Genomic DNA, 19,887 nt, shown 5'->3' with positions numbered 1-19,887 from the left:
GTGACTCCTTTTTCCCATTGAGTATAAGTACATCTAGGGGCGATTAATGTTTCAATTATAGCAACTTAGCATTGAAAGAGATCATTTCAACCCACAAGACTGTATTTTATAGTGATACGGATTGGCTAATAGCATCTGCCTTTTATAGGACCTCATTGGATCAGGATGCGCCGATACTAGATTAATAGTTTTAAACCAACGATGAGAGTAACAACTTCAAAGCACACTTTAATGATGTAATTGGGTAAGCGGTGAGTAAGGCTTGCTCCTAGTATTCCTCCAATAAACGATCCAAGGAGTAGTAGAGGTAACCAGGGCCAGTGCACAGGTACGCCTGTATTTAATATGGTAATACCACCAAGTGCGTTCCATACCAAACCAACTGATATCATAGTCATTGCAACGGCTTGTTTGTAGCTATAGCCAAACCACCTGACTAGAAGGAGAGTAACGAGCAGCCCCGAGCCTGCTGTGAGTGAGCCATTGATAATACCAATCAAGATAATCAAAACAGTGCCAAAACACCATCCTAAAAGATTTCGGTTAGTTGCTATTTCATGGTGTCCAAGCTGTGTTTTCAGTCTTGAATACACGCCCAGCAATAAAATAATAACTCCAAGCATTCTTTGGGCGTAAAGCTCTGGAATTAATAAAATCAGATGAGCGCCGAGAACAACCCCCAAGCTGCCAAATGTGATGATCCAAAGACACACCTTACTATGAATGTTTCTATTTTTTAAATGCGAAACAACAGCGCCTAATCCAAGTGCAACGCTCGCTAATTTATGTGTTGCGAGAGCGACGGAAAAGGGCAGTCCGAGAAATAGTAGTAAGGGAAATTGTAGTAAGCCAGCTCCACCACCTGAAAGTGATGCGAGAGTATTCGCAAATACCGAGCCTAGAAGTAGGCTCATCGCACTTAGCCAGTCCACTAGAATCTTTCACATAGGGAGCCATAGAGCTCCCTTATTTTAGTTTGTCGATAATACCGTTGAACCATGGCTTAAGCTTGTTAAAAGTAGAGTTTTATCGTTGACTATGTCAATACGTCTACTTTGTTCTGCATCCATTTTGAAGAGCTGAGTAATCAGTTCCAGTTGTTCTTTAGTAAAATCTTTAGTTTGCGGAGAGGAAACATCTTTAAATTCTGTTGGAGAGACCAATAAATAGTTATCACTAATATCCCATTCTCCAGTTTCAGAGATATTTATAACGCTCTCTTGAGCATCATTTTCGGGGTATAGGCGTACAGTCGCAACACGGATATAGGTTTTGTTTGGCAAGTATTTTACGTTTGATACAACATCAACCTTTCTTAAAGGACCGACAGTATCATCATTCAGTGGCTCAACAATGAGAGTGACCATCTTTGATTGCCACTCGTTTGACGTTAGCACTTGCTCTACTTTCAAATCACTTCCCCAGTACAGCCATGCACTGAAGAGAACGGATAAAGTAAGTATGCCAGCTGCAAATCTTTGGTTCATATTTTTACCCCTTTATTGGCACACTTTAGTTAAGTCTTGTTGCTCGGCGTAAATACGTAGAGATATATTCTCACCTGAATATTCAAGGGAGTGTATATAGTTAAGTATCAGTTGATTGTTTTGTCCCCCTGTTGCTATCACTTCGATTGGGGCTAATTCTTCAGAGTGGACTTTGTGATACTTTTTGACGCATTGCTCAATCGATGGGTACCACTTTGTCAGATCAGGATGGTTGAGAGGCGTTTTGACCGGAATACTATCAAAAATACCCAATTGTCTGAATGTTGACTCTGCTGGATTAGTGAACAAAATCACGCATAATGGCACTAATACCGTAGCGATTATCATGATTTTGGTCATTAAGCTGGTTTTAGACTTATCACGAGCTAGTGGGAGGGGGCTCGCTGCTGAATGTTGTTCAGTCGTACTTTTAATTTCAATCGTTTTTTCTATGCTTGATGTCCCATCACTTTCTGATTCTGTGTTGTTAACGGGGTCTTCAGTATTTTTGTCACCACTCATTAATGGAATGGTTCGCTCGACTGAGCAGATTAGCTGATAACCTCGTTTAGGAACCGTTTTTACAAACATAGGAGACTTGGTTGAGTCTTTTAGTAGTTTTCTCAACGTAGATATAGCTTGGGTCAAGCTTGAATCATCGACCTCAAACCCTTGCTTACGCCAAACAAAATCATGCAATTCATTTCGAGCAATAATCTCACTGGGTTTCTCACATAGTAACAGCAATATACGGCTTTCATTACTGCCCAAGCGAATTAACTCATTATCAACCTCCCTATCGATTAGTGAGTTTGTATTGGGATCAAAGGTAAATCTGTTAGCAAGATTAAACTTAGTACCTATGTTACTCATTTATTGTGGCCACTTTGTAAGTAATTTCAGATGATTAGATTGTTTTTTTTGTTAATTTTAGACACCTAAATTAGATGCTTTATATTTTTTGACATTTTTATATTGGCTAGGATAGTCAATCTAAAACAAAAAAAACATTGTTTTTACGATTGTTGACCTTGAATTTACAATTGTCACCCTCATGTTAAACCGTAGATTTAGACCATCTTTCTTTAATCATGTTAGTTATTGGTCTGATTAATATAGAAATTATGGAGTTATCATGAGCGAAACAGCTACCCAAAATAAAGAAACTCGCGGCTTTCAATCTGAAGTAAAACAATTACTTCACCTTATGATTCATTCTCTTTACTCGAATAAAGAAATCTTTCTGCGTGAGTTAATTTCGAATTCCTCAGATGCTGCAGACAAGCTACGTTTCCAAGCTCTATCTAATCCAGAGCTTTATCAAGGAGATGCAGAGCTTGGCGTGAAACTCTCAGTGAACGAAGAGAACAATACCCTGACTATTTCAGACAATGGTATTGGTATGAGTCGTGAAGATGTAATTGAACACTTGGGAACCATTGCTAAATCTGGCACAGCAGATTTCTTCTCGAAGCTTTCTGAAGATCAGTCTAAAGATTCCCAATTGATCGGCCAGTTTGGGGTCGGTTTTTACTCTGCATTTATTGTTGCTGATGCTGTAACAGTACGCACTCGTGCTGCAGGTTTTGATACAAATCAAGCGGTTCAATGGCACTCTGCTGGTGAAGGTGAGTACACCATTGAGGACATAAACAAGGAAACGCGTGGCACCGACATTATTCTTCACATGCGTGAAGAAGGAAAAGAATTCCTAAATGAGTGGCGTTTGCGTGAAGTTATAGGCAAATACTCTGATCATATCGGAATCCCTGTTTCTATTCAGACTGTTGTTCGTGATGATGAAGGAAACGAGACTGAAGAAAAGAAATGGGAACAAATAAACAAAGCTCAAGCATTATGGACTCGTAATAAATCTGATATTACCGAAGAAGAATACCAAGAGTTTTATAAGCATGTTTCTCATGATTTTGCGGATCCTCTGACTTGGAGTCATAACCGAGTTGAAGGTAAAAACGACTATACAAGTCTTCTTTACATCCCAGCAAAAGCACCATGGGATATGATGAATCGCGACCATAAATCAGGATTAAAGCTCTATGTACAGCGTGTGTTCATTATGGATGACGCAGAGCAATTTATGCCTTCTTACTTGCGCTTTATTCGCGGTTTAATTGATTCTAATGACCTACCTTTAAATGTTTCGCGTGAAATCTTACAAGACAACAAAGTAACTCAGTCGCTAAGAAATGCCTGTACAAAACGTGTTTTAACCATGTTAGAGCGTCTGGCAAAAAATGATGAAGATAAATATCTCTCGTTTTGGAAAGAGTTTGGTCAGGTGTTAAAAGAGGGACCGGCTGAAGACATGAGCAACAAAGAGAAGGTTGCCGCGTTGCTTCGTTTTGCTTCTACAGAGAAAGAATCTCAAGATCAGACTGTGGGCTTAGCGTCTTATGTAGAGAGAATGAAAGAAGGTCAGGATAAAATTTATTACCTCACTGCAGATAGCTATGCGGCGGCAAAAAATAGTCCACACCTTGAACAATTTAAGGCTAAGGGCATCGAAGTTGTTTTGATGTATGACCGTATTGATGAGTGGTTAATGAACTACTTAACGGAGTTCGATGGTAAGCAATTCCAATCTATCACTAAGGCTGGCCTTGATCTTAGCAGTTTTGAAGACGAAGCAGAGAAAGAAAAGCAAAAAGAGACAGAGGAAGAGTTTAAAACGGTTGTTGAGCGCACCAAAGAGTACTTGGGCGATCGTGTCAAAGAGGTTCGTACCACCTTTAAACTAGCAACAACGCCAGCTGTTGTGGTCACAGATGATTTTGAAATGGGCACTCAGATGGCTAAGCTTCTCGAAGCAGCAGGCCAAGCTGCTCCTGAGGTTAAGTATATTTTTGAAATCAATCCAGAACATGAATTGGTCAAGCGAATGGCTGATGAGGCAGATGAAGAAGCCTTTGGTCGTTGGGTTGAAGTTCTACTCGGTCAAGCCATGTTGGCTGAGCGTGGTTCAATGACTGATCCTTCTCAATTCTTAGGAGCAATGAACTCGCTGCTCTCTAAGCATTAATGCACAGTGAATAAAGCCCATCTTAGGTGGGCTTTATTTATTTTTAGTTTTACACTCTTTTTTATCCATTCAGTTTTCATCAAATTTGAGCTTTAGAACATTCTTCAAGTCTAATCCACGCCCTTCATCTAAATTTATGTGGTAGACTTATTCGCTCGGGAAGTTCGGAGTTTACCCAACCCCATTCAAACAAGAGTTATAGCGAAATCTATTGTGACGATATTATGCGCTCAAAGTATATTTCGGTATGAATAATGATTATCTCAAGAGGATTTAACATGCGCATCATCCTACTAGGTGCCCCAGGTGCAGGAAAAGGTACACAAGCTCAATTCATCATGGAGAAATATGGTATCCCACAAATCTCTACTGGTGATATGCTTCGTGCTGCTATTAAGGCGGGTACAGAGCTTGGTAAACAAGCTAAAGCAGTAATCGATGCTGGTCAGCTAGTCTCAGATGATATTATACTAGGTCTGATAAAAGAACGAATTGCACAAGATGATTGTGTTAAAGGTTTTCTTCTCGATGGTTTCCCTCGTACGATTCCTCAAGCAGACGGACTAAAAGCAATGGATGTCAATGTCGATTATGTTATCGAATTTGATGTTGCTGATGATGTGATTGTTGAGAGAATGGCTGGTCGTCGAGCTCATTTGGCCTCCGGTCGCACTTATCATACTGTTTACAATCCACCAAAGGTGGAAGGTAAAGATGATATTACAGGCGAAGACTTAGTTGTTCGTGATGATGATAAAGAAGAGACAGTGCGCGCGCGCTTAGGTGTGTACCATGATCAAACAGCACCGCTTATCGAATATTACGGAAAAGAAGCACAAGCCGGTCAAACTCAGTACCTTAAGTTTGATGGTACGAAGCAGGTTGCTCAAGTAAGTTCTGATATTGAGAAAGCGCTTTCATAAGGCTAAGTTCTGTTGACCGATAATTTATATTCCAAGCGACCTTTAGGTCGCTTTTTTGTTTGCATTTAATGATCGGCAAGCGTTAAAGTGTCGTAAGCTCTAATTTATTTGATGAAGTGGAACTATGCAAAATAATAACAAGAAAGGTGTGTTACTGGTCAATTTGGGCACCCCAGACTCTCCGACCGCTCCCGCAGTAAAAAAGTTTCTCAGCCAATTTCTTCATGACCATAGGGTGGTTGATCTCACCCGGTGGTTGTGGTGTCCAATTTTGCATGGTGTGATCCTACCTATCCGCTCTCCTAAGGTCGCAAAGCTGTATCAATCCGTGTGGATGGAGGGGGGATCGCCCTTGATGGTTTATTCCAAACGGCAGGCTGAAAAACTCTCCTCTTTAATTGAATTACCCGTAGAATTGGGTATGACCTATGGCAATCCAAGCATCCAGACTGGGTTTGAAGCCTTGATGGAAAAAGGAGTAGAGGAAGTCATTGTTTTACCGCTCTTTCCTCAATATTCAGGGACAACAACGGCAGCAGTATCAGACGGCATTACCAAGGCATTTAAAAAGATGGCCGTTATTCCTAGCTATCAATTTATACGCAATTATCACCATCATCCCTTGTATATTAAAGCGCTTGCTAACAGTGTCCGAAAGTCATGGCAAGAAAAAGGACAAGGCGATTATTTGCTTTGTTCCTATCATGGCATACCAAAACGATATGCTGATAATGGTGATATTTACCCAGATCATTGTGAACAAACGACAAATCTTTTAGCTAGAGAACTTGGTTTGAAGTCCGAGCAAATTGGCATGACATATCAGTCTCGGTTTGGTCGAGAAGAGTGGCTACAGCCTTACACTGATAAAACGCTAGAAACGTTACCTAATAAAGGGATAAAGCGTCTTGATGTGATAACTCCTGCTTTTTCCGTTGATTGTCTCGAGACACTGGAAGAAATCTCCGACCAGTGCAGCGAAATCTTCCTCGAAAGTGGGGGAGAGCAGTTTACCTATATTCCTTGTCTAAACGATGATGACATTCATATAGAGTTGATGTCTGAGTTAGTTAAATCATAGTTCCTGTATACTCAATTGAACTGGGCTTAAGAGGAGATTATTGATAAATCTCCTCAGTCATATTTCTCATATCACAGAACATACTTATGCTTGAGCCGATTTCGGTAGAATCGGTCAGGTTCACTTTTGGTAGTGCGTCTTGCCAGAGTTTTTCGCAGGCCTTCTGCCTATCAGATCTTGAGTAATGTAAAAATACTTTCTCTGGCTGAACTGTACTGGTTAATGCCGACATTGTTTTTAAGTAATCACTGACAAACAATCCACTATTTCCGTTTCTTTTCGCTAGGTTAGCTCTCATCATAAGTGCTAAGGCATTATCAGGAATGTCATTGATGTATTCATTTTGTAAGATGCGTTTGCTTTGCTCTTTTTCTCCGTTTTGAAACGCGAGCAGAGCCAACTGCATATAGAGGTCAGGAATCGGAGTCGATGTATTCCTCTTAACGATTTCAATCCATTTTTTCAGTGTTTCATTATCGATATCAGTAAATAGTAGTTGTCGGGTGTAATATTGTAATTCGACAATAGACAGTTCACGATTAGAAAGTGCTTCGATATTGGGGGGAGTATCAGGATTCATCGAAGACAGTAACTTTGACGATAGAGGCTTTATTGGAGCAGGAAGCTTAAAGTACTGGCTTAAATCTGAATTAATTTGGTTAACTGTGTCTGTGAGAGATGATGGATAGGCTTGATATACCTTTCGCCACGCAGCTCTACCCGAAGATGAATGATGCAGCATAGTTTCAAGTTTGACGATACCCTGATCCGTTTGCCAAAGATTAAATGAGAGGTGATAGTCACTATCGCTATTGACGGTAGAGCCGGGAAACTGGTGTTTTACTAACAAGTTGTCAAGATAGTAACTGGGGGAACTCATATTAGATAATTTGGTATACGGAAAGCGACTTTGGCTATACAGAAGCAGAGTTTTTAACTTACGGCTCAAATTAACTAGTTGATCATCTTGATAGTTAATGACATCAAGTAGAAGGTTGACTTGGGGGTAGTATGGGGTTGTTACCACCGTGTTATCATTTTTATTAATATTGACAATCGACATTACGGCAATAATTAAGAAACTTATGGCTAATGCGACATAACTGGTCCTAAAACGTTTGTTTTTTGCTTTTTGGCTTTGGTGAACATCTTGACTGAAAGGAGCCGTTTCTAATGTCGTACGTAGCAATCGTACATGACTCTCGGCGAGATAATAACCTCGTTTAGGATAAGTAACGAGAATTTCTGTTGGCTCTCCATGCTGGGAATGTTGCCGAAAAAGTGTGCGGAGTAAACTAATACGATTGGTGACGACGTTTTTTGATACGTATTGGCTTTCCCATACTGATTCGATAAACTCTTCTATCGAGGTTGGCTGCCCGACTCGCATCAGCAGCATTTCAAGTAGAGCTAAGTTTCTCGGCTCGAGTAATACTTTTTCTTCACCTGCATATAGTGCTTTTTCCGTAGGCTTATAGATAAGATCGGCAATAGCTATATTACAGCTTTGTACTAAGGCTTGTTCTAGGATATTCATACAGTGAGAGTTTAAAAGCGTATACTAGGATTCTAGCAGAATAACGGATACTTATTTTAATCGTATGGTTATTGTTATGTGTGCGAGAGGTAAAGATAAGTCGGTTGGATAACTGGTTAATGAGCTTGTCAATAAAGGTGTGGTGGTTACCACACCTTCTTTCTACTTAGAATGAGTAGCTTGCATTTACGTAGCCAACATGGCTGCCATCAAAATTGATTGTGGCTTTTTGACCATTTATATAAAAGTCGTGCTCGTTATTGATGTAGTGGCTGTAACGGTACCCCAGTTCCATACTGAATTTTTCTGTAAAGTGGTAGCCCATTCCTAGGTTAGCGCCCAAGACAGCACCGGTGTTTTTGTCTTTTGCTTTTTCTGCACCACCATCAAAAGAGTACTCCATTTCATCTCTGTAAATACCAAGGTTGGCACCGCTGAGTAGGTAAAACTGTTTGGTGATATGATGAAGGTAATCCGCACCTGCACCAAGTTCAGCAGCATCATGTTTTTCTTTGACCCTACTTCTACCGTCATATCCTAGATGATCAATTTCGGTGCCAGGGTTTGCTTGAAGATAGCCGTAAACTCGGATATTTTCATTTAAATAACGACCCGCTTTTAAACCAATAAGGCCAGTTTCTTTGATTTCTTTACTGTGCTTTTTGGTCGCATCGTAAAGATTTCCAGACATATTGTACTCTCCGGCACCAAGCTCTAAAGCCATGTAATTTTGGTTTGCAAACGAGGGCGCACAGAAGACTGCAGCAGTGAGGAGTAACGTTTTTTTCATAATATGATTCTTAGCTATTCACTTACAAGATGATGAAATTTTTTGCTTGGCATTTGTTTTAACGCAAGCAGCGTAACGCAATAGAATGTGGGCGCTGGACAGAACGCCTTTCACCTTTAAAACCCTATCATTTGAAAAATTAAAGAGCTAAAAACGAAAATAAATTTATATTAATAAAGTTGAAGATATTGTTTAAGTTCTTGTTTAGTATAAGTTTTTATGAGAAGTGCAATTTTTAAAAGAGTCAATTTAAAGAGGGTATTATAAAAGGCACAGTGCAGTGTCTGTGCCTTCGGTGGGGAGGGGAATTAGAACTTGTAGTTCAGGTTAAGGTAACCCATATTGGAGGCATCAAATTCGAGAGTTGCGCCAATGTAGTCAAAATCATTGCTGAAGAAATGCGTATGACGGTAGCCGATTTCCATACCAAAATGGTCCGTAAATGCGTAACCCAAACCTAAGTTAGCACCAGCAGAAAGGCCAGTATTTGAGAAGTCTTTTTCGTGACCTTTGGCTTCAACTTCTAGTTCACTTTTATAAACCCCGACATTTGCACCAGCGATGGCGTAAAACTGGTTGGTAAAGTGATATAGATAATCACCGCCTAAACCAGCTTCGTATGTTGTTAGGTTTACTTTTAGGTCCGTCACTGTCCCAATACCTGGAAGTTTACGTTTACTCTCGACGGTGAGATCTCCCCCATGCTGAAGATAGCCATAATAGCGGATATTTTCATTGATCGTTTGGCCTAGCTTGATATTGAAGAAAGCATTATCATCTAAATCCTTGAAAGTTTCTTTGTTTGATAAATTACCAGACATAGAATAAGAACCACCACCTAATTCAGCAGCGATATAAGTTTGATTTGCATGTACAGGAAGTGCAAATAGTGTTGCCAATGCAACCAGTGTCAATTTTTTCATAATAAGTAATATTAAATTTAAATGTTTTATATTCATTTGACCAATTGGTCAATAGTGGGGAGGTTACATTTTTTTACAATGTTTTGGGAAGGGCTTGTTGTAAAAAAATGATGTTTTTTACAACAAAAATCATACTGGAAAACATTTAGAACGGTGTTTTTTATTATTTTTTTAACATTGCTGTTGTTCTTTTAACATTCGATTCTGAGGAATATATAGACTTAGAAAGGTATTATTTTTTAATTTTTTTAAATAGGTATTAAAAGTGCCAATAAAGGGGAGTGGTTATAAAGAGAATTTATAAGGTGAATACTAAAGCGCAAAATAAAAAGAGGTAAGAAAAATAAAGCACAGCGCACTGTGCTTTGTATTAAACCAGTTAGAATGTGTAGTTTAGGTTAAGGTAGGCCATATTGGTTGCATCAAAGCTTAGGTCAACATCGTAACCTGATTTTTTGATTTCATGTTTGTTAGAAGAGAAGCGTGTGTGACGATAGCCTAGCTCTATACCAAAGTGTTCAGTAAAGCTATATCCTAGTCCAAGGTTTAATCCTGCAGCCATCCCTGTATTTGAGGAATCTTCAGTTGGAAGCCCTATAAAAGAGATCTCGAAATTACTTTTGTAAAGTCCGAGGTTAACTCCACCTAATGCATAGAACTTGTCCGTAATATCATGAATATAATCACCACCTAAGCCAAATTCATACGTGGTGAGGTTGTAGTCAAAGACATCGACATTATTATACGTATATTTAACGGTCGTATCTCCGCCATGCTGAATGTATCCATAGTACCTAAAGCCTTCATTTAGTGATTGCCCTAATTTAATATTTAAAAAGCCGACATCTTCGAGATCTCTTGCAAATTTAGCATTAGAGTCTTCTCCAGAGATGTTGTAAGACCCTCCCCCTAGCTCTACTGCAATATAAGTGTCATTAGCGTAACTTGAGATTGAAAATAGTGCAGCAATTGCACCCAAAACAATTTTTTTCATTTATACTGCTCTTTTATGTGATTTTATCTATGTAACTTAATTGGATATTAAGGATTCGAAAGAATTATATATAAGCAAAGGTGCATATAAAGATATTTGTTATTCATATGCTTTTTTATGACTTATTTTTTTTATAAATAAAACATAGATTTAAAGTTAAATTTATGTTTGAGTAACTTTGGGGCTTATTGGGTACTAGATTTAGTGAGGGTCATTTGCCTTGCAGATAGAGTAACGACTTATTTCAATAAGAAGCCGGCAACAATACCTGCAAATAAAGACAGCGCTTTGATTCCTCTATTTTCAAATCACTCAAGTAGAACGCGATGTTATTTTTATATTTCTTAGCCTGTTGGCATTACTTACAACAGTAATTGATGAAATTGCCATTGCAGCACCAGCAACGACTGGACTGAGTAAAAAACCTAAACTTGGGTAAAGTGCTCCGGCAGCAATCGGTATACTCAGGCTATTATAGATGAAAGCACCAAACAGGTTTTGTTTCATGTTACGAAGTGTCGCTTGAGAAATTTCTATAGCATGGAGTACTGCAAGCGGAGAGGAATTGAGTAAAGTGATTTGTGCACTTTCTAAAGCGGCATCACTCCCGCTTCCCATTGCAATACCAACATCTGAACTTGCCAAGGCTGGAGCATCATTTATGCCATCTCCAACCATTGCGACTTTATATCCTTGCTGCTGAAGTGCCAAAATATGGGTGGCTTTCCCATCAGGTAGAACCTCTGCAATAACCTGCTTTATACCTATCTCTTCTGCAATAGCTGTGGCAACAGTTTGATTATCACCAGTTAATATAATGGGAGTAATCCCTCTTTGCTTCAATACCGAAATGGCTTTTTTAGCTTCGGGTTTGATGGTGTCTGAAATCGCAATAATGCCAACGACTTGCCCTTCAATAGCAACCACTACCGGGGTCCAAGCTTTGGAAGTGCATTGGTTAAGAATAGTGTGAACTTTGGTCAAAGACCATTGTTGCTCCCGCGCATAGTTACTGGAGACAATGGCAACAGATTGACGGTCAATGGTCGCAAATACCCCTTTGCCTGGCAGACTGTAAAAGTTGTCACTTTTAGGTAAGTTATCACATTTTGCTTCAGTCACGATCGCTCGGGCCAGCGGATGTTCAGAGTTTTGCTCCACTGATGCAGCCATTTTTATCAACTCATATTGATCATAATTAAAGCTATATATTTTCTGTACTTGGGGTTTGCCTTCGGTAAGAGTACCTGTTTTATCGAAAACGACAGTATCAATATTATTTGCAGTTTGAAGCACATCTGCGTCCCGTATAAGAATTCCCATCTCCGCGGCTTTTCCAATTCCCGCCGTCACAGAGAGCGGTGTTGCTAATCCAAGCGCACATGGACAGGCGATGATCAGTACTGTCGTTGTAACGACTAACATGTAGCTTAGTTTGGGTTCGGGACCGAAAATGTACCATACAAGAGCAGAGCAGCACGCAATCAATATTACAGTGGGGACAAATATTGCGGAAATTTGATCTGCGAGTTTCGCAATTTTGGGTTTCGAGCTTTGTGCTTGACGAACCAACTCTATGATACGTGATAACAGACTGTCTCTACCTAAACTACTTGCTTCAACAACTAAACTCCCATCTTGATTTAATGTGCCGGCAGCGACTTTGTCGCCTGTTTTTTTTACCACAGGCATAGATTCTCCAGTTAGCATTGATTCATCGACATAGGTAACGCCAGAAATGACAACCGCATCGGTTGGAACTTTTTCTCCGGGTTTTATCCTTAACTGCATACCGACAAGAACATCTTCTATATTAATCTTCTTATCGACACCATTAATAATCTGGGTCGCGGTATTGGGTTGAAGGTTAATCAGTGCCTGAATCGAACGTGTCGTGCCTGCTTTTGCTTTTGATTCTATATAGTGGCCTAATGAGATTAAGCCAATGATCATTGCACTAGCTTCAAAGTAAACATGCCTAGAAATCGCTGGAAAAAGTGTAGGAGAAATAATCACAAGCGTGGAATAAAGCCAAGCGGCACCCGTCCCCATTGCTACTAGGGTATCCATTGTAGCCCTCTTATGTGTTAGGGCTTGCCATGCATTGAGAAAATAGTATCGGCCTGCTGTGGATAATAAAATGAAGGACAGTATTGCTATCGCTCCCCAAGCTAATTGGTCTTGAGAATTACGAATCATCATATTACCCCCCAATATTCCCCACATCATAAGAGGAGCTCCAACCGCTAAGCCTAATATCGCGTTTTTTTTATGTTGTGTTTGTTCGGTTTGTTGTTGGGTAATGTTTTTTTGTTCAAGTTCTGAAATACCGTCGAGGTATTCAGCTCGATAGCCAGCGGACTCTACGGCCTGATAAAGTTGGTTTTTAAGTTCGATTTTAGATATTTTGCTGGTGATAAATGCGCTATTTTCCGCCAAATTGATTTGTGCGCTTGTAATTGGTTCGAGAGAGAGTAGTGCTTTTTCAACAGAAGCAACACAGCTTGCACACGTCATTCCTGATATCAAAAGGTGAATTTTATTCATCGTTTCGTTCGGCTGAGTTTCAGGAGAACATGAATTGTCCTGTTTTTGAGGCGCTTCTGGAGTTACTTTGGATGTTGGTGTGGCCAAGGAGTGCGAATCTAATACGGCTTGGTAGCCAGTGGATTCGACGGTTTCAATTATACGATTTTGTTTCGCTAAAGAAATGATCTCAAGTTTATTTGTCGATAGGTGCAGAACCCTATTTTCGCTAGATTTCAATAATTCTTGTTCCAATTTAGAGACGCATTTCCCGCATTTCAGTCCTTCAAGATGAAAACAATAGTATTGGCCTGCAGAGTATCCCTGCTGTTCTATCGTTGTGATCAGTTCGGTTAATGAACTGTCAGTGTTAATGGATAGAGAGGTCTTGGAAATATGCTCAATTACAATATTATGATTATTTAACAGTGCATTTTCGAGTTTTTTGATGCAATGGTTACATGTCAAACCTGAAATCGGGATATTGAATGATGTCATAGTGTTTACTCCGCAATAGGCTTTTGTAGAAGATAAAGCCTACCCCAAGGGTAAGGTCAAGCCCGGTAAGTAAATGGTAGATAAATATATCTCAGAGACTACACAATATACCAATCCTCAGAATCTCAAACCTTGCAGGACTTGGGAATATGTAAGAAATTTGCGAAAAAGATTCCTTTACTAGCATTGTAGTATTAGATAGCAGTGATAAAATAACGCGCAATTTTTAGTGACATAGTCATTTAGACAATCAAGGTATTTTTCATGACGGTTAAAACGCGTTTTGCTCCTAGTCCAACTGGCTACCTGCATGTAGGTGGCGCACGAACAGCTCTTTATTCTTGGCTTTATGCACAAAATCAAGGTGGAGAATTTGTTCTTCGTATTGAGGACACCGATCTCGAGCGCAACTCCAAAGAGGCAGTTGATGCCATCTTAGAGGGGATGCAATGGATGGGGCTTGAGTGGAATGAAGGCCCCTATTTTCAGTCCGAACGATTCGAGCGTTACGATGAAATGGTAGAGAAGTTACTTGCTGAAGATAAGGCGTATAGGTGTTATGCATCTAAAGAACTTCTCGATGAGATTCGAGCAGAGCAAGAAGCCAATAAAGAAATGCCACGTTATGATGCTAAACACCCTAAAATTGTGGCTGCCAATAAAGCTGCAAAGGAGGGAGATGACTGTGTTATTCGTTTCCGTAACCCAATAGAAGGTAGTGTTGTCTTTGAGGATCAAATTCGTGGCACAATCGAAATTAGCAACGAACAATTGGATGATTTGATCATACGTAGGACAGATGGTGCACCGACCTATAATTTTGTTGTGGTCGTCGATGACTGGGATATGGGGATCACGCATGTTGTTCGAGGTGAAGATCATATCAATAATACCCCAAGACAGATTAATATTTATAAAGCCTTGGGGGCTCCTGTTCCTACCTTTGCTCATTGTGCAATGATCTTGGGTGATGATGGTGCAAAACTCTCTAAACGCCATGGTGCTGTTTCTGTGATGCAGTATCGCGATGAGGGATATTTACCTAACGCGTTAAATAACTATCTTGTTCGTTTAGGTTGGTCTCATGGCGATCAAGAAATTTTTTCTCAGCAAGAAATGATTGACTTGTTTAGTTTAGAAAATATATCGAAGTCAGCTTCTGCTTTTAATACAGAAAAGTTGCTGTGGCTAAATAATCACTACATAAAAACATCTGAACCAGAATACGTTGCAAAGTACTTAAAGTGGCATACAGACCAACAAGGCTTCAGCACAGAAAATGGTCCTTTAATCAATGAAGTTATCACGCTTGTTGGTGAGCGATGTAATACCCTAATTGAGCTTGCAGAACAGATTCGTTATTTCTACGAGGATTTCACACAGTTCGAAGCAGGCGCAGCCAAAAAGCATCTTAGGGGTGTGGCGAAGCAGCCGTTAATGCTAGCTTTAGAGAAAGTAGAGAGCTTGTCGGATTGGACAGATGAAAGCATTAAGCAAAATGTAATTATGGTTGTCTGTGAAGAGCTTGAAATTGGAATGGGTAAGATTGGTATGCCACTACGTGTCGCTGTCACGGGAGGAGGTCAATCGCCATCTGTTGATAGTGTTATGCGCCTTTTAGGGAAAGAGCGCGTCATCAGCCGTATAAGAATGGCGCTGCGCTTTATTGAAGAGAGAGAAGCGAGCCTATAGAGGCTTTCACTAACTACAGTAATTCAACCCAAAGGCCTTGATAATATATTGAGGCCTTTATTTTAGGTCTATGCTATTCAATCTTCCCATGAACTCCAGAATTTCCAAGTTATCTTTGTTTGCTTCAAGGAGCGCCTTTTTTGTTTTCGAGTAAGCGGCTAATCGTCCATGTTTTTTCACTGAACAAACGACACTGCGGTAAATGAGCTTGCCGTTTTTATCATAATTTCTCCATGCCGCAATATAACATTCATCCGTCGCATCCGGGTCTTCTTTGGTTGGCCGTGGTTTAAAAATGATTTTGGGCTCCAAAGAATGTGGTAAGCGAGTCATTAAATACGGATCTTTAAGTAACTTGCGCCAAAATTTTCCCCACATCTCTGAGCCTAGTTGATTGCGAAGCTTCAATGCTTTCTTAAGCCCTTTTTTTTCGCCTATGCGAACATATCCTACTGAGCGGTGCAATACTTTGTCATCTGGAGTATGGATATGTACCTTAAAGGCTGTTTTCGCTTTTGAAATAAAGCGGTGACCAGTGTTCGTGGTCAGATTACTCTTCGTCATTCAATAATTATAGATAGTTTTATTAATAGTTATTTTAGTTGATTGTCCGTGATTGTTGAAGTTGTACCGAATTTTTATATTAACTATATGTTTTCAATGGATATATGGTTAATTTCAAGAGGGTATATTTGACAATAATTACTTTTTAGAAGATAACGCGCTCTCCCTCGGGTCCCTGTGATTAATCAGGCAATATGGCTATAGAGTTCACCATTTGTTTTTATTTTGTCTCTTTTTTGTAACTAAGATTCGTGACTTATAACAAAACCTTTGAGCATGTAATCAAAACCTATTTGGGATTTTTAGTTCCATCGAATAGAATCTCGCCCATTTGAATTAGTTAAATTTTTATCATTAGAAATTCACTCTAGAAACACAGATCTCTGACTGTCCTCAGTATCGAGTTTGATAAACAATGATAAAAATCATTAAGGGATAAATAATGGGTAACATGATTCGTCAATCTTTGGCGATCCAGATCATTATTGCGGCATTGTTCGCCTGGTTGATCACTGGAATCTTCTCAGAACAAAGAGAACTACTTTTTACTGTTAATGAGCCTCTTTCTTTGATCAAGACTCTTTATATCGGACTTCTCAAGTCGATTGTCGGTTTGATGGTTTTGTTCAGTCTTATCGAGGGTATCAGTAATATTGGCAGTATTGTTAAGCTAAAAAAAGTAGGTATGCTCACTTTAGCCTTTTATATGTTTACAACGACAATCGCTATTGTTTTGGGATTGGGAGCTGCACTCATGATGCCGGAGTGGGCGCCGTTATCATCGGCTCCACCAGTTTCAGATAATATAAACCTTATAGATAGTGACTCTGCCTCTGGATTAGCGATTACAAGTAAGCTAATTGGGATGGCACTGATCAACCCTATTTCTGCATTATCGAGTGGGAATCTTCTCGCCATCGTAGTCTTTGCAATTATTTTTTCTATCGCTCTTATTGCAGCGTTGCCACAAAACCATCCAGTGTTTGAGGTTGTTAGAGGGGTGAATAAAGGTATTTCTACGCTTGTTAATGGTATTGTCCGTTTGGCACCATTTGCAGTTTTTGCGATTGTTTTTGATTTCACCATCGAACCTAATGACGCACTATTTAGTCAATTATTTGAGTTTGCAGCACTAGTTTTTGTACTCACTATGATTCATGGTTTGGTCGTGCTTCCGGCCATTGCTAGGTTAGGTGCAGGTATAAAATTTGGTACGTTATTCAAGGCCATCTCGGCTCCGATGTCTATGGCGTTTGCGACATCCTCAAGTTCTGCTACGCTGCCGCTTACGATTAAAACGGCTAGGGAGAAATTGGGTGTTTCTGACTCTACCAGTAGTATTGTTTTGCCTTTAGGGGCAGTGATGAATATGGATGGAACGGCATTATTTGAGGGCGTAGCGGCAGTATTTCTAGCTCAATTGTTTGGTGTTGACCTGTCTACAACAGGGATAGTGATGATCTTTATTATGGCTATGGTTTCTTCGGTGGGGGCGCCTGGAATGCCATCTGGTTCAATGTCTGGAATGCAACTTGTTCTCTTAGCTGCAGGTATTCCTCTTGAAGCAATTGCCGTTCTTCTCATTATAGAGAGGCCTCTTGATACTTTCCGCACAGCAGTGAATGTTCAGGGGGATTTAGTGGCGTCAGCAGTGATAGATCGTATTGTTGGTGAAGAAAAACAATATCAAGCGGTAAAAGCACAACTAAGCTAGGATCTGTTAGATAACAAAAAGCCTGAAACTATTTTTCAGGCTTTTTTTGTATGGCGCTCTCGACAGGATTCGAACCTGTGACCTATCCCTTAGGAGGGGATCGCGCTATCCAGCTGTGCCACGAGAGCATATACGCATCATACCGAACTAACGATTAAAATTAAATGAAAAAACCAATGTTTAGAGCAGTTTGTGCATTACATCGCCAATTCGAACGCTACTGGCCAGCTCTGGTTGATCAATACTGAGTTCAGCTTCGTTTTCGTAAACTCTTGAAACTGTCAGTGTCACGTCTGTTTCACTGACTTTGTTTCTTGGTAAGCCCCTTTGATCAATAAATGAACCAGTGTGCCAAAGTTTGAGTTTATCCCCAGCCTCAACGCCATGTATTCGACCGAGATCGATAGTTATTTTGTTATCCCACTTAGCAATAACTTCGGGCAATGTTATTTTACAAGAGATCTCAGATTCGAGATCTAACATAATATTACGGCTAATTCTGAGCATCATAGTACCGTAGGTAGAGGCCCAAAAGCGCGCACTAGTTGTATCGACCTTACTTGTTCTTGCGAACGGCCATACTGCAACTTCACGGTACTTTTTTTGATAAATTTCATTACCTGTTTTTCCGTCAAAGACGGTAAGTTCCAGCGCAAATTGACGATTAGTCTGATCTTTTGATAGTAAGTTTTGCTCAATCGTTGCGGTAAGATCGGTGATAGTTCCTCCCATAATATATTGAGCTCCAGTGTCTCCTGCGATCATTTTTAGTCGTTCAGGATATTTGCCACTTATCTCGAAGTCCGTTGTTCCTACAGATATAAAACTGGCAGATTCTTTATCTAATTGGCGGTTTATTACGGTTGCGAAGTCATCACCAACACTGTATATCTGCCCCATAACTGCTTGTTGAGGAGAAGCAATATCAATATTACCGATCAAAAATGTCTTTTTATATTGGTTGATGTGGCAAGCCGTTGCCGATGGGTAAATATCAACTCGAGCTTTGACAAAAATATTGCCTCCTCTTTTTACCACATCATCGACAATGATATAACGGACTTCACTGTTACTGAATTGATACTCTGAACGCTCACTTTCCAAGAGAGGGCGAAGGTTTGAAATGCTTCCGATATCGGCACCAGAGAAATTTACCGCTTTATAAATGGCATCTTCAAGAGCGTGCAGCCTAGCTTCTTTCTCAGAGGATACAATGGCTGAGCTTCCTGTGACTTCATACCAGCTGGCATGACTGATTCGGCAGAAGAGCCCAGCATAAATTACAATACACCAAATTATGAGCGACCTTTTCATATTCTTACACCAAGTTGGTTCATTTCTTGCTTATTAAATCGTAGCTGATTTATAGGCGTTGCTTTTTTAAACGGTTGCAACATGAGATAGCAAAGAATGTTCCACTTTTAGGAGTGCACTAAAAGATTCGACATTTTAAGCCTTAATGTATCGGAGATTTGATAATGAAAAAATGGCTATCATTGGTGCCTGTGATGTTGCTCGTTGGATGTGCATATGCGCCAGTATATAATGGTAAAGAACCTTACCCTGGGTCACAATTTATGCTTATGGAAAGTCCTCGGCACACGCTCGATTTCTTCGTCGAGAGTATGACAGAAGATCTGGTTGTCTCTAACACTAGTGTGTCAGCAAGAACACCGATTGCGGTAACGTCTTTTGTTGATTTACAAAATATGGATGCGACAAATTGGCTTGGTAATACGGTTTCTGAAGGATTTATCTATCAGTTTCAAAGAAGGGGCTTTAAAGTTGTTGATTACAAAACAACGGGATCAATTCAGGTGACCAGTGAGGGTGACTTCGCGCAAAGTCGTGACTGGAAAGAGCTTTCCCAAGAGCAAGATATTCAGTATGTCTTGACAGGAACCATGCTTCGTCAGGAAGGTGGAGTGTTAGTCAATGCCCGGGTTGTAGGAATGCAGACTAGGGTCGTCGTCGCGACAGCTCAAGGCTTTTTGCCTGCAGACCGTATTGGTCGAGATTTAGACACGCTCAACAGTATAAGAACGCAGGATGGGGTTCTCATCCGCTCAGATCCGACTATGACTCAGCCTTATACCGTTATTTTGCGTCCTTAGGAGT

At 40.1% G+C, this 19,887-nt stretch carries 16 protein-coding genes and 1 tRNA gene; 6 read left to right on the top strand and 11 right to left on the bottom strand.

The features are described 5' to 3' along the window. Window positions 1-176 precede the first annotated feature (176 nt). The 3 genes from RH40_RS07265 to RH40_RS07255 are packed head-to-tail and all read right to left on the bottom strand — an operon-like array spanning window position 177 to window position 2,360. Window positions 177-932, bottom strand: coding sequence for a sulfite exporter TauE/SafE family protein (locus RH40_RS07265; protein WP_009600784.1), 756 nt, complete (start codon window positions 930-932; stop codon window positions 177-179). Between the two features lie 39 nt (window positions 933-971). Continuing rightward, window positions 972-1,487: a regulatory protein ToxS gene (locus RH40_RS07260; RefSeq protein ID WP_009600783.1), complete on the bottom strand. Its 516-nt coding sequence runs from the start codon at window positions 1,485-1,487 to the stop codon at window positions 972-974. Window positions 1,488-1,499: 12 nt separating this feature from the next. After that, complete coding sequence (locus RH40_RS07255; protein WP_009600782.1) at window positions 1,500-2,360, bottom strand: winged helix-turn-helix domain-containing protein; 861 nt, start codon at window positions 2,358-2,360, stop codon at window positions 1,500-1,502. Between the two features lie 262 nt (window positions 2,361-2,622). Between RH40_RS07255 and htpG the strand changes: the two genes are divergently transcribed. The 3 genes from htpG (at window position 2,623) to hemH (ending at window position 6,531) form a co-directional block, all read left to right on the top strand. Continuing rightward, window positions 2,623-4,527, top strand: a complete 1,905-nt coding sequence (gene htpG / locus RH40_RS07250; RefSeq protein WP_009600781.1) for a molecular chaperone HtpG — start codon at window positions 2,623-2,625, stop codon at window positions 4,525-4,527. Between the two features lie 278 nt (window positions 4,528-4,805). Continuing rightward, entirely contained in the window at window positions 4,806-5,450 is a 645-nt protein-coding gene (gene adk / locus RH40_RS07245) for an adenylate kinase (protein ID WP_009600780.1), read from the top strand. 124 nt (window positions 5,451-5,574) lie between these two features. Further along, window positions 5,575-6,531, top strand: coding sequence for a ferrochelatase (gene hemH, locus RH40_RS07240; RefSeq protein WP_009600778.1), 957 nt, complete (start codon window positions 5,575-5,577; stop codon window positions 6,529-6,531). Window positions 6,532-6,568: 37 nt separating this feature from the next. On the opposite strand, the gene RH40_RS07235 is transcribed toward hemH, so the two are convergent. From RH40_RS07235 to RH40_RS07215, 5 genes are all read right to left on the bottom strand, one after another. Beyond that, complete coding sequence (locus RH40_RS07235) at window positions 6,569-8,068, bottom strand: winged helix-turn-helix domain-containing protein (protein ID WP_009600777.1); 1,500 nt, start codon at window positions 8,066-8,068, stop codon at window positions 6,569-6,571. Window positions 8,069-8,234: 166 nt separating this feature from the next. Further along, entirely contained in the window at window positions 8,235-8,858 is a 624-nt protein-coding gene (locus RH40_RS07230) for an outer membrane beta-barrel protein (protein WP_009600776.1), read from the bottom strand. Between the two features lie 308 nt (window positions 8,859-9,166). After that, a complete protein-coding gene (locus RH40_RS07225; RefSeq protein WP_009600775.1) occupies window positions 9,167-9,781 on the bottom strand; it encodes an outer membrane beta-barrel protein in 615 nt (204 codons plus the stop codon). A 379-nt stretch (window positions 9,782-10,160) separates the two neighbouring features. After that, window positions 10,161-10,775: an outer membrane protein gene (locus tag RH40_RS07220; protein WP_009600774.1), complete on the bottom strand. Its 615-nt coding sequence runs from the start codon at window positions 10,773-10,775 to the stop codon at window positions 10,161-10,163. Between the two features lie 312 nt (window positions 10,776-11,087). Beyond that, window positions 11,088-13,799, bottom strand: a complete 2,712-nt coding sequence (locus tag RH40_RS07215) for a heavy metal translocating P-type ATPase (RefSeq protein ID WP_009600773.1) — start codon at window positions 13,797-13,799, stop codon at window positions 11,088-11,090. 264 nt (window positions 13,800-14,063) lie between these two features. Here RH40_RS07215 and gltX point away from each other — a divergent pair, with 264 nt between their 5' ends. Further along, window positions 14,064-15,491, top strand: a complete 1,428-nt coding sequence (gltX, locus tag RH40_RS07210) for a glutamate--tRNA ligase (RefSeq protein WP_009600772.1) — start codon at window positions 14,064-14,066, stop codon at window positions 15,489-15,491. Window positions 15,492-15,548: 57 nt separating this feature from the next. Here gltX and RH40_RS07205 read toward each other — a convergent pair whose 3' ends face one another. Continuing rightward, window positions 15,549-16,055 (bottom strand): hypothetical protein, encoded by a 507-nt coding sequence (locus RH40_RS07205; RefSeq protein WP_009600771.1) that lies wholly within the window; start codon window positions 16,053-16,055, stop codon window positions 15,549-15,551. A 442-nt stretch (window positions 16,056-16,497) separates the two neighbouring features. On the opposite strand from RH40_RS07205, the gene RH40_RS07200 reads away from it, so the two are divergent. Continuing rightward, the gene (locus RH40_RS07200; RefSeq protein ID WP_009600770.1) at window positions 16,498-17,769 is read left to right on the top strand and encodes a dicarboxylate/amino acid:cation symporter; all 1,272 of its coding nucleotides are present in this window, start codon (window positions 16,498-16,500) and stop codon (window positions 17,767-17,769) included. A gap of 51 nt (window positions 17,770-17,820) precedes the next feature. On the opposite strand, the gene RH40_RS07195 is transcribed toward RH40_RS07200, so the two are convergent. Together RH40_RS07195 and RH40_RS07190 are read right to left on the bottom strand one after the other, a co-directional pair. Next, window positions 17,821-17,897: transfer RNA gene (locus RH40_RS07195), tRNA-Arg, on the bottom strand. A 52-nt stretch (window positions 17,898-17,949) separates the two neighbouring features. Then, complete coding sequence (locus RH40_RS07190) at window positions 17,950-19,083, bottom strand: flagellar assembly protein FlgT (protein ID WP_009600769.1); 1,134 nt, start codon at window positions 19,081-19,083, stop codon at window positions 17,950-17,952. Window positions 19,084-19,247: 164 nt separating this feature from the next. Here RH40_RS07190 and RH40_RS07185 point away from each other — a divergent pair, with 164 nt between their 5' ends. Beyond that, a complete protein-coding gene (locus tag RH40_RS07185) occupies window positions 19,248-19,883 on the top strand; it encodes a FlgO family outer membrane protein (RefSeq protein ID WP_009600768.1) in 636 nt (211 codons plus the stop codon). Window positions 19,884-19,887 lie beyond the last annotated feature (4 nt).

Source organism: Vibrio caribbeanicus ATCC BAA-2122 (assembly GCF_000165125.1).
Lineage (GTDB): Bacteria > Pseudomonadota > Gammaproteobacteria > Enterobacterales > Vibrionaceae > Vibrio > Vibrio caribbeanicus.
This window is presented reverse-complemented; position numbering and strand designations above follow the sequence as displayed.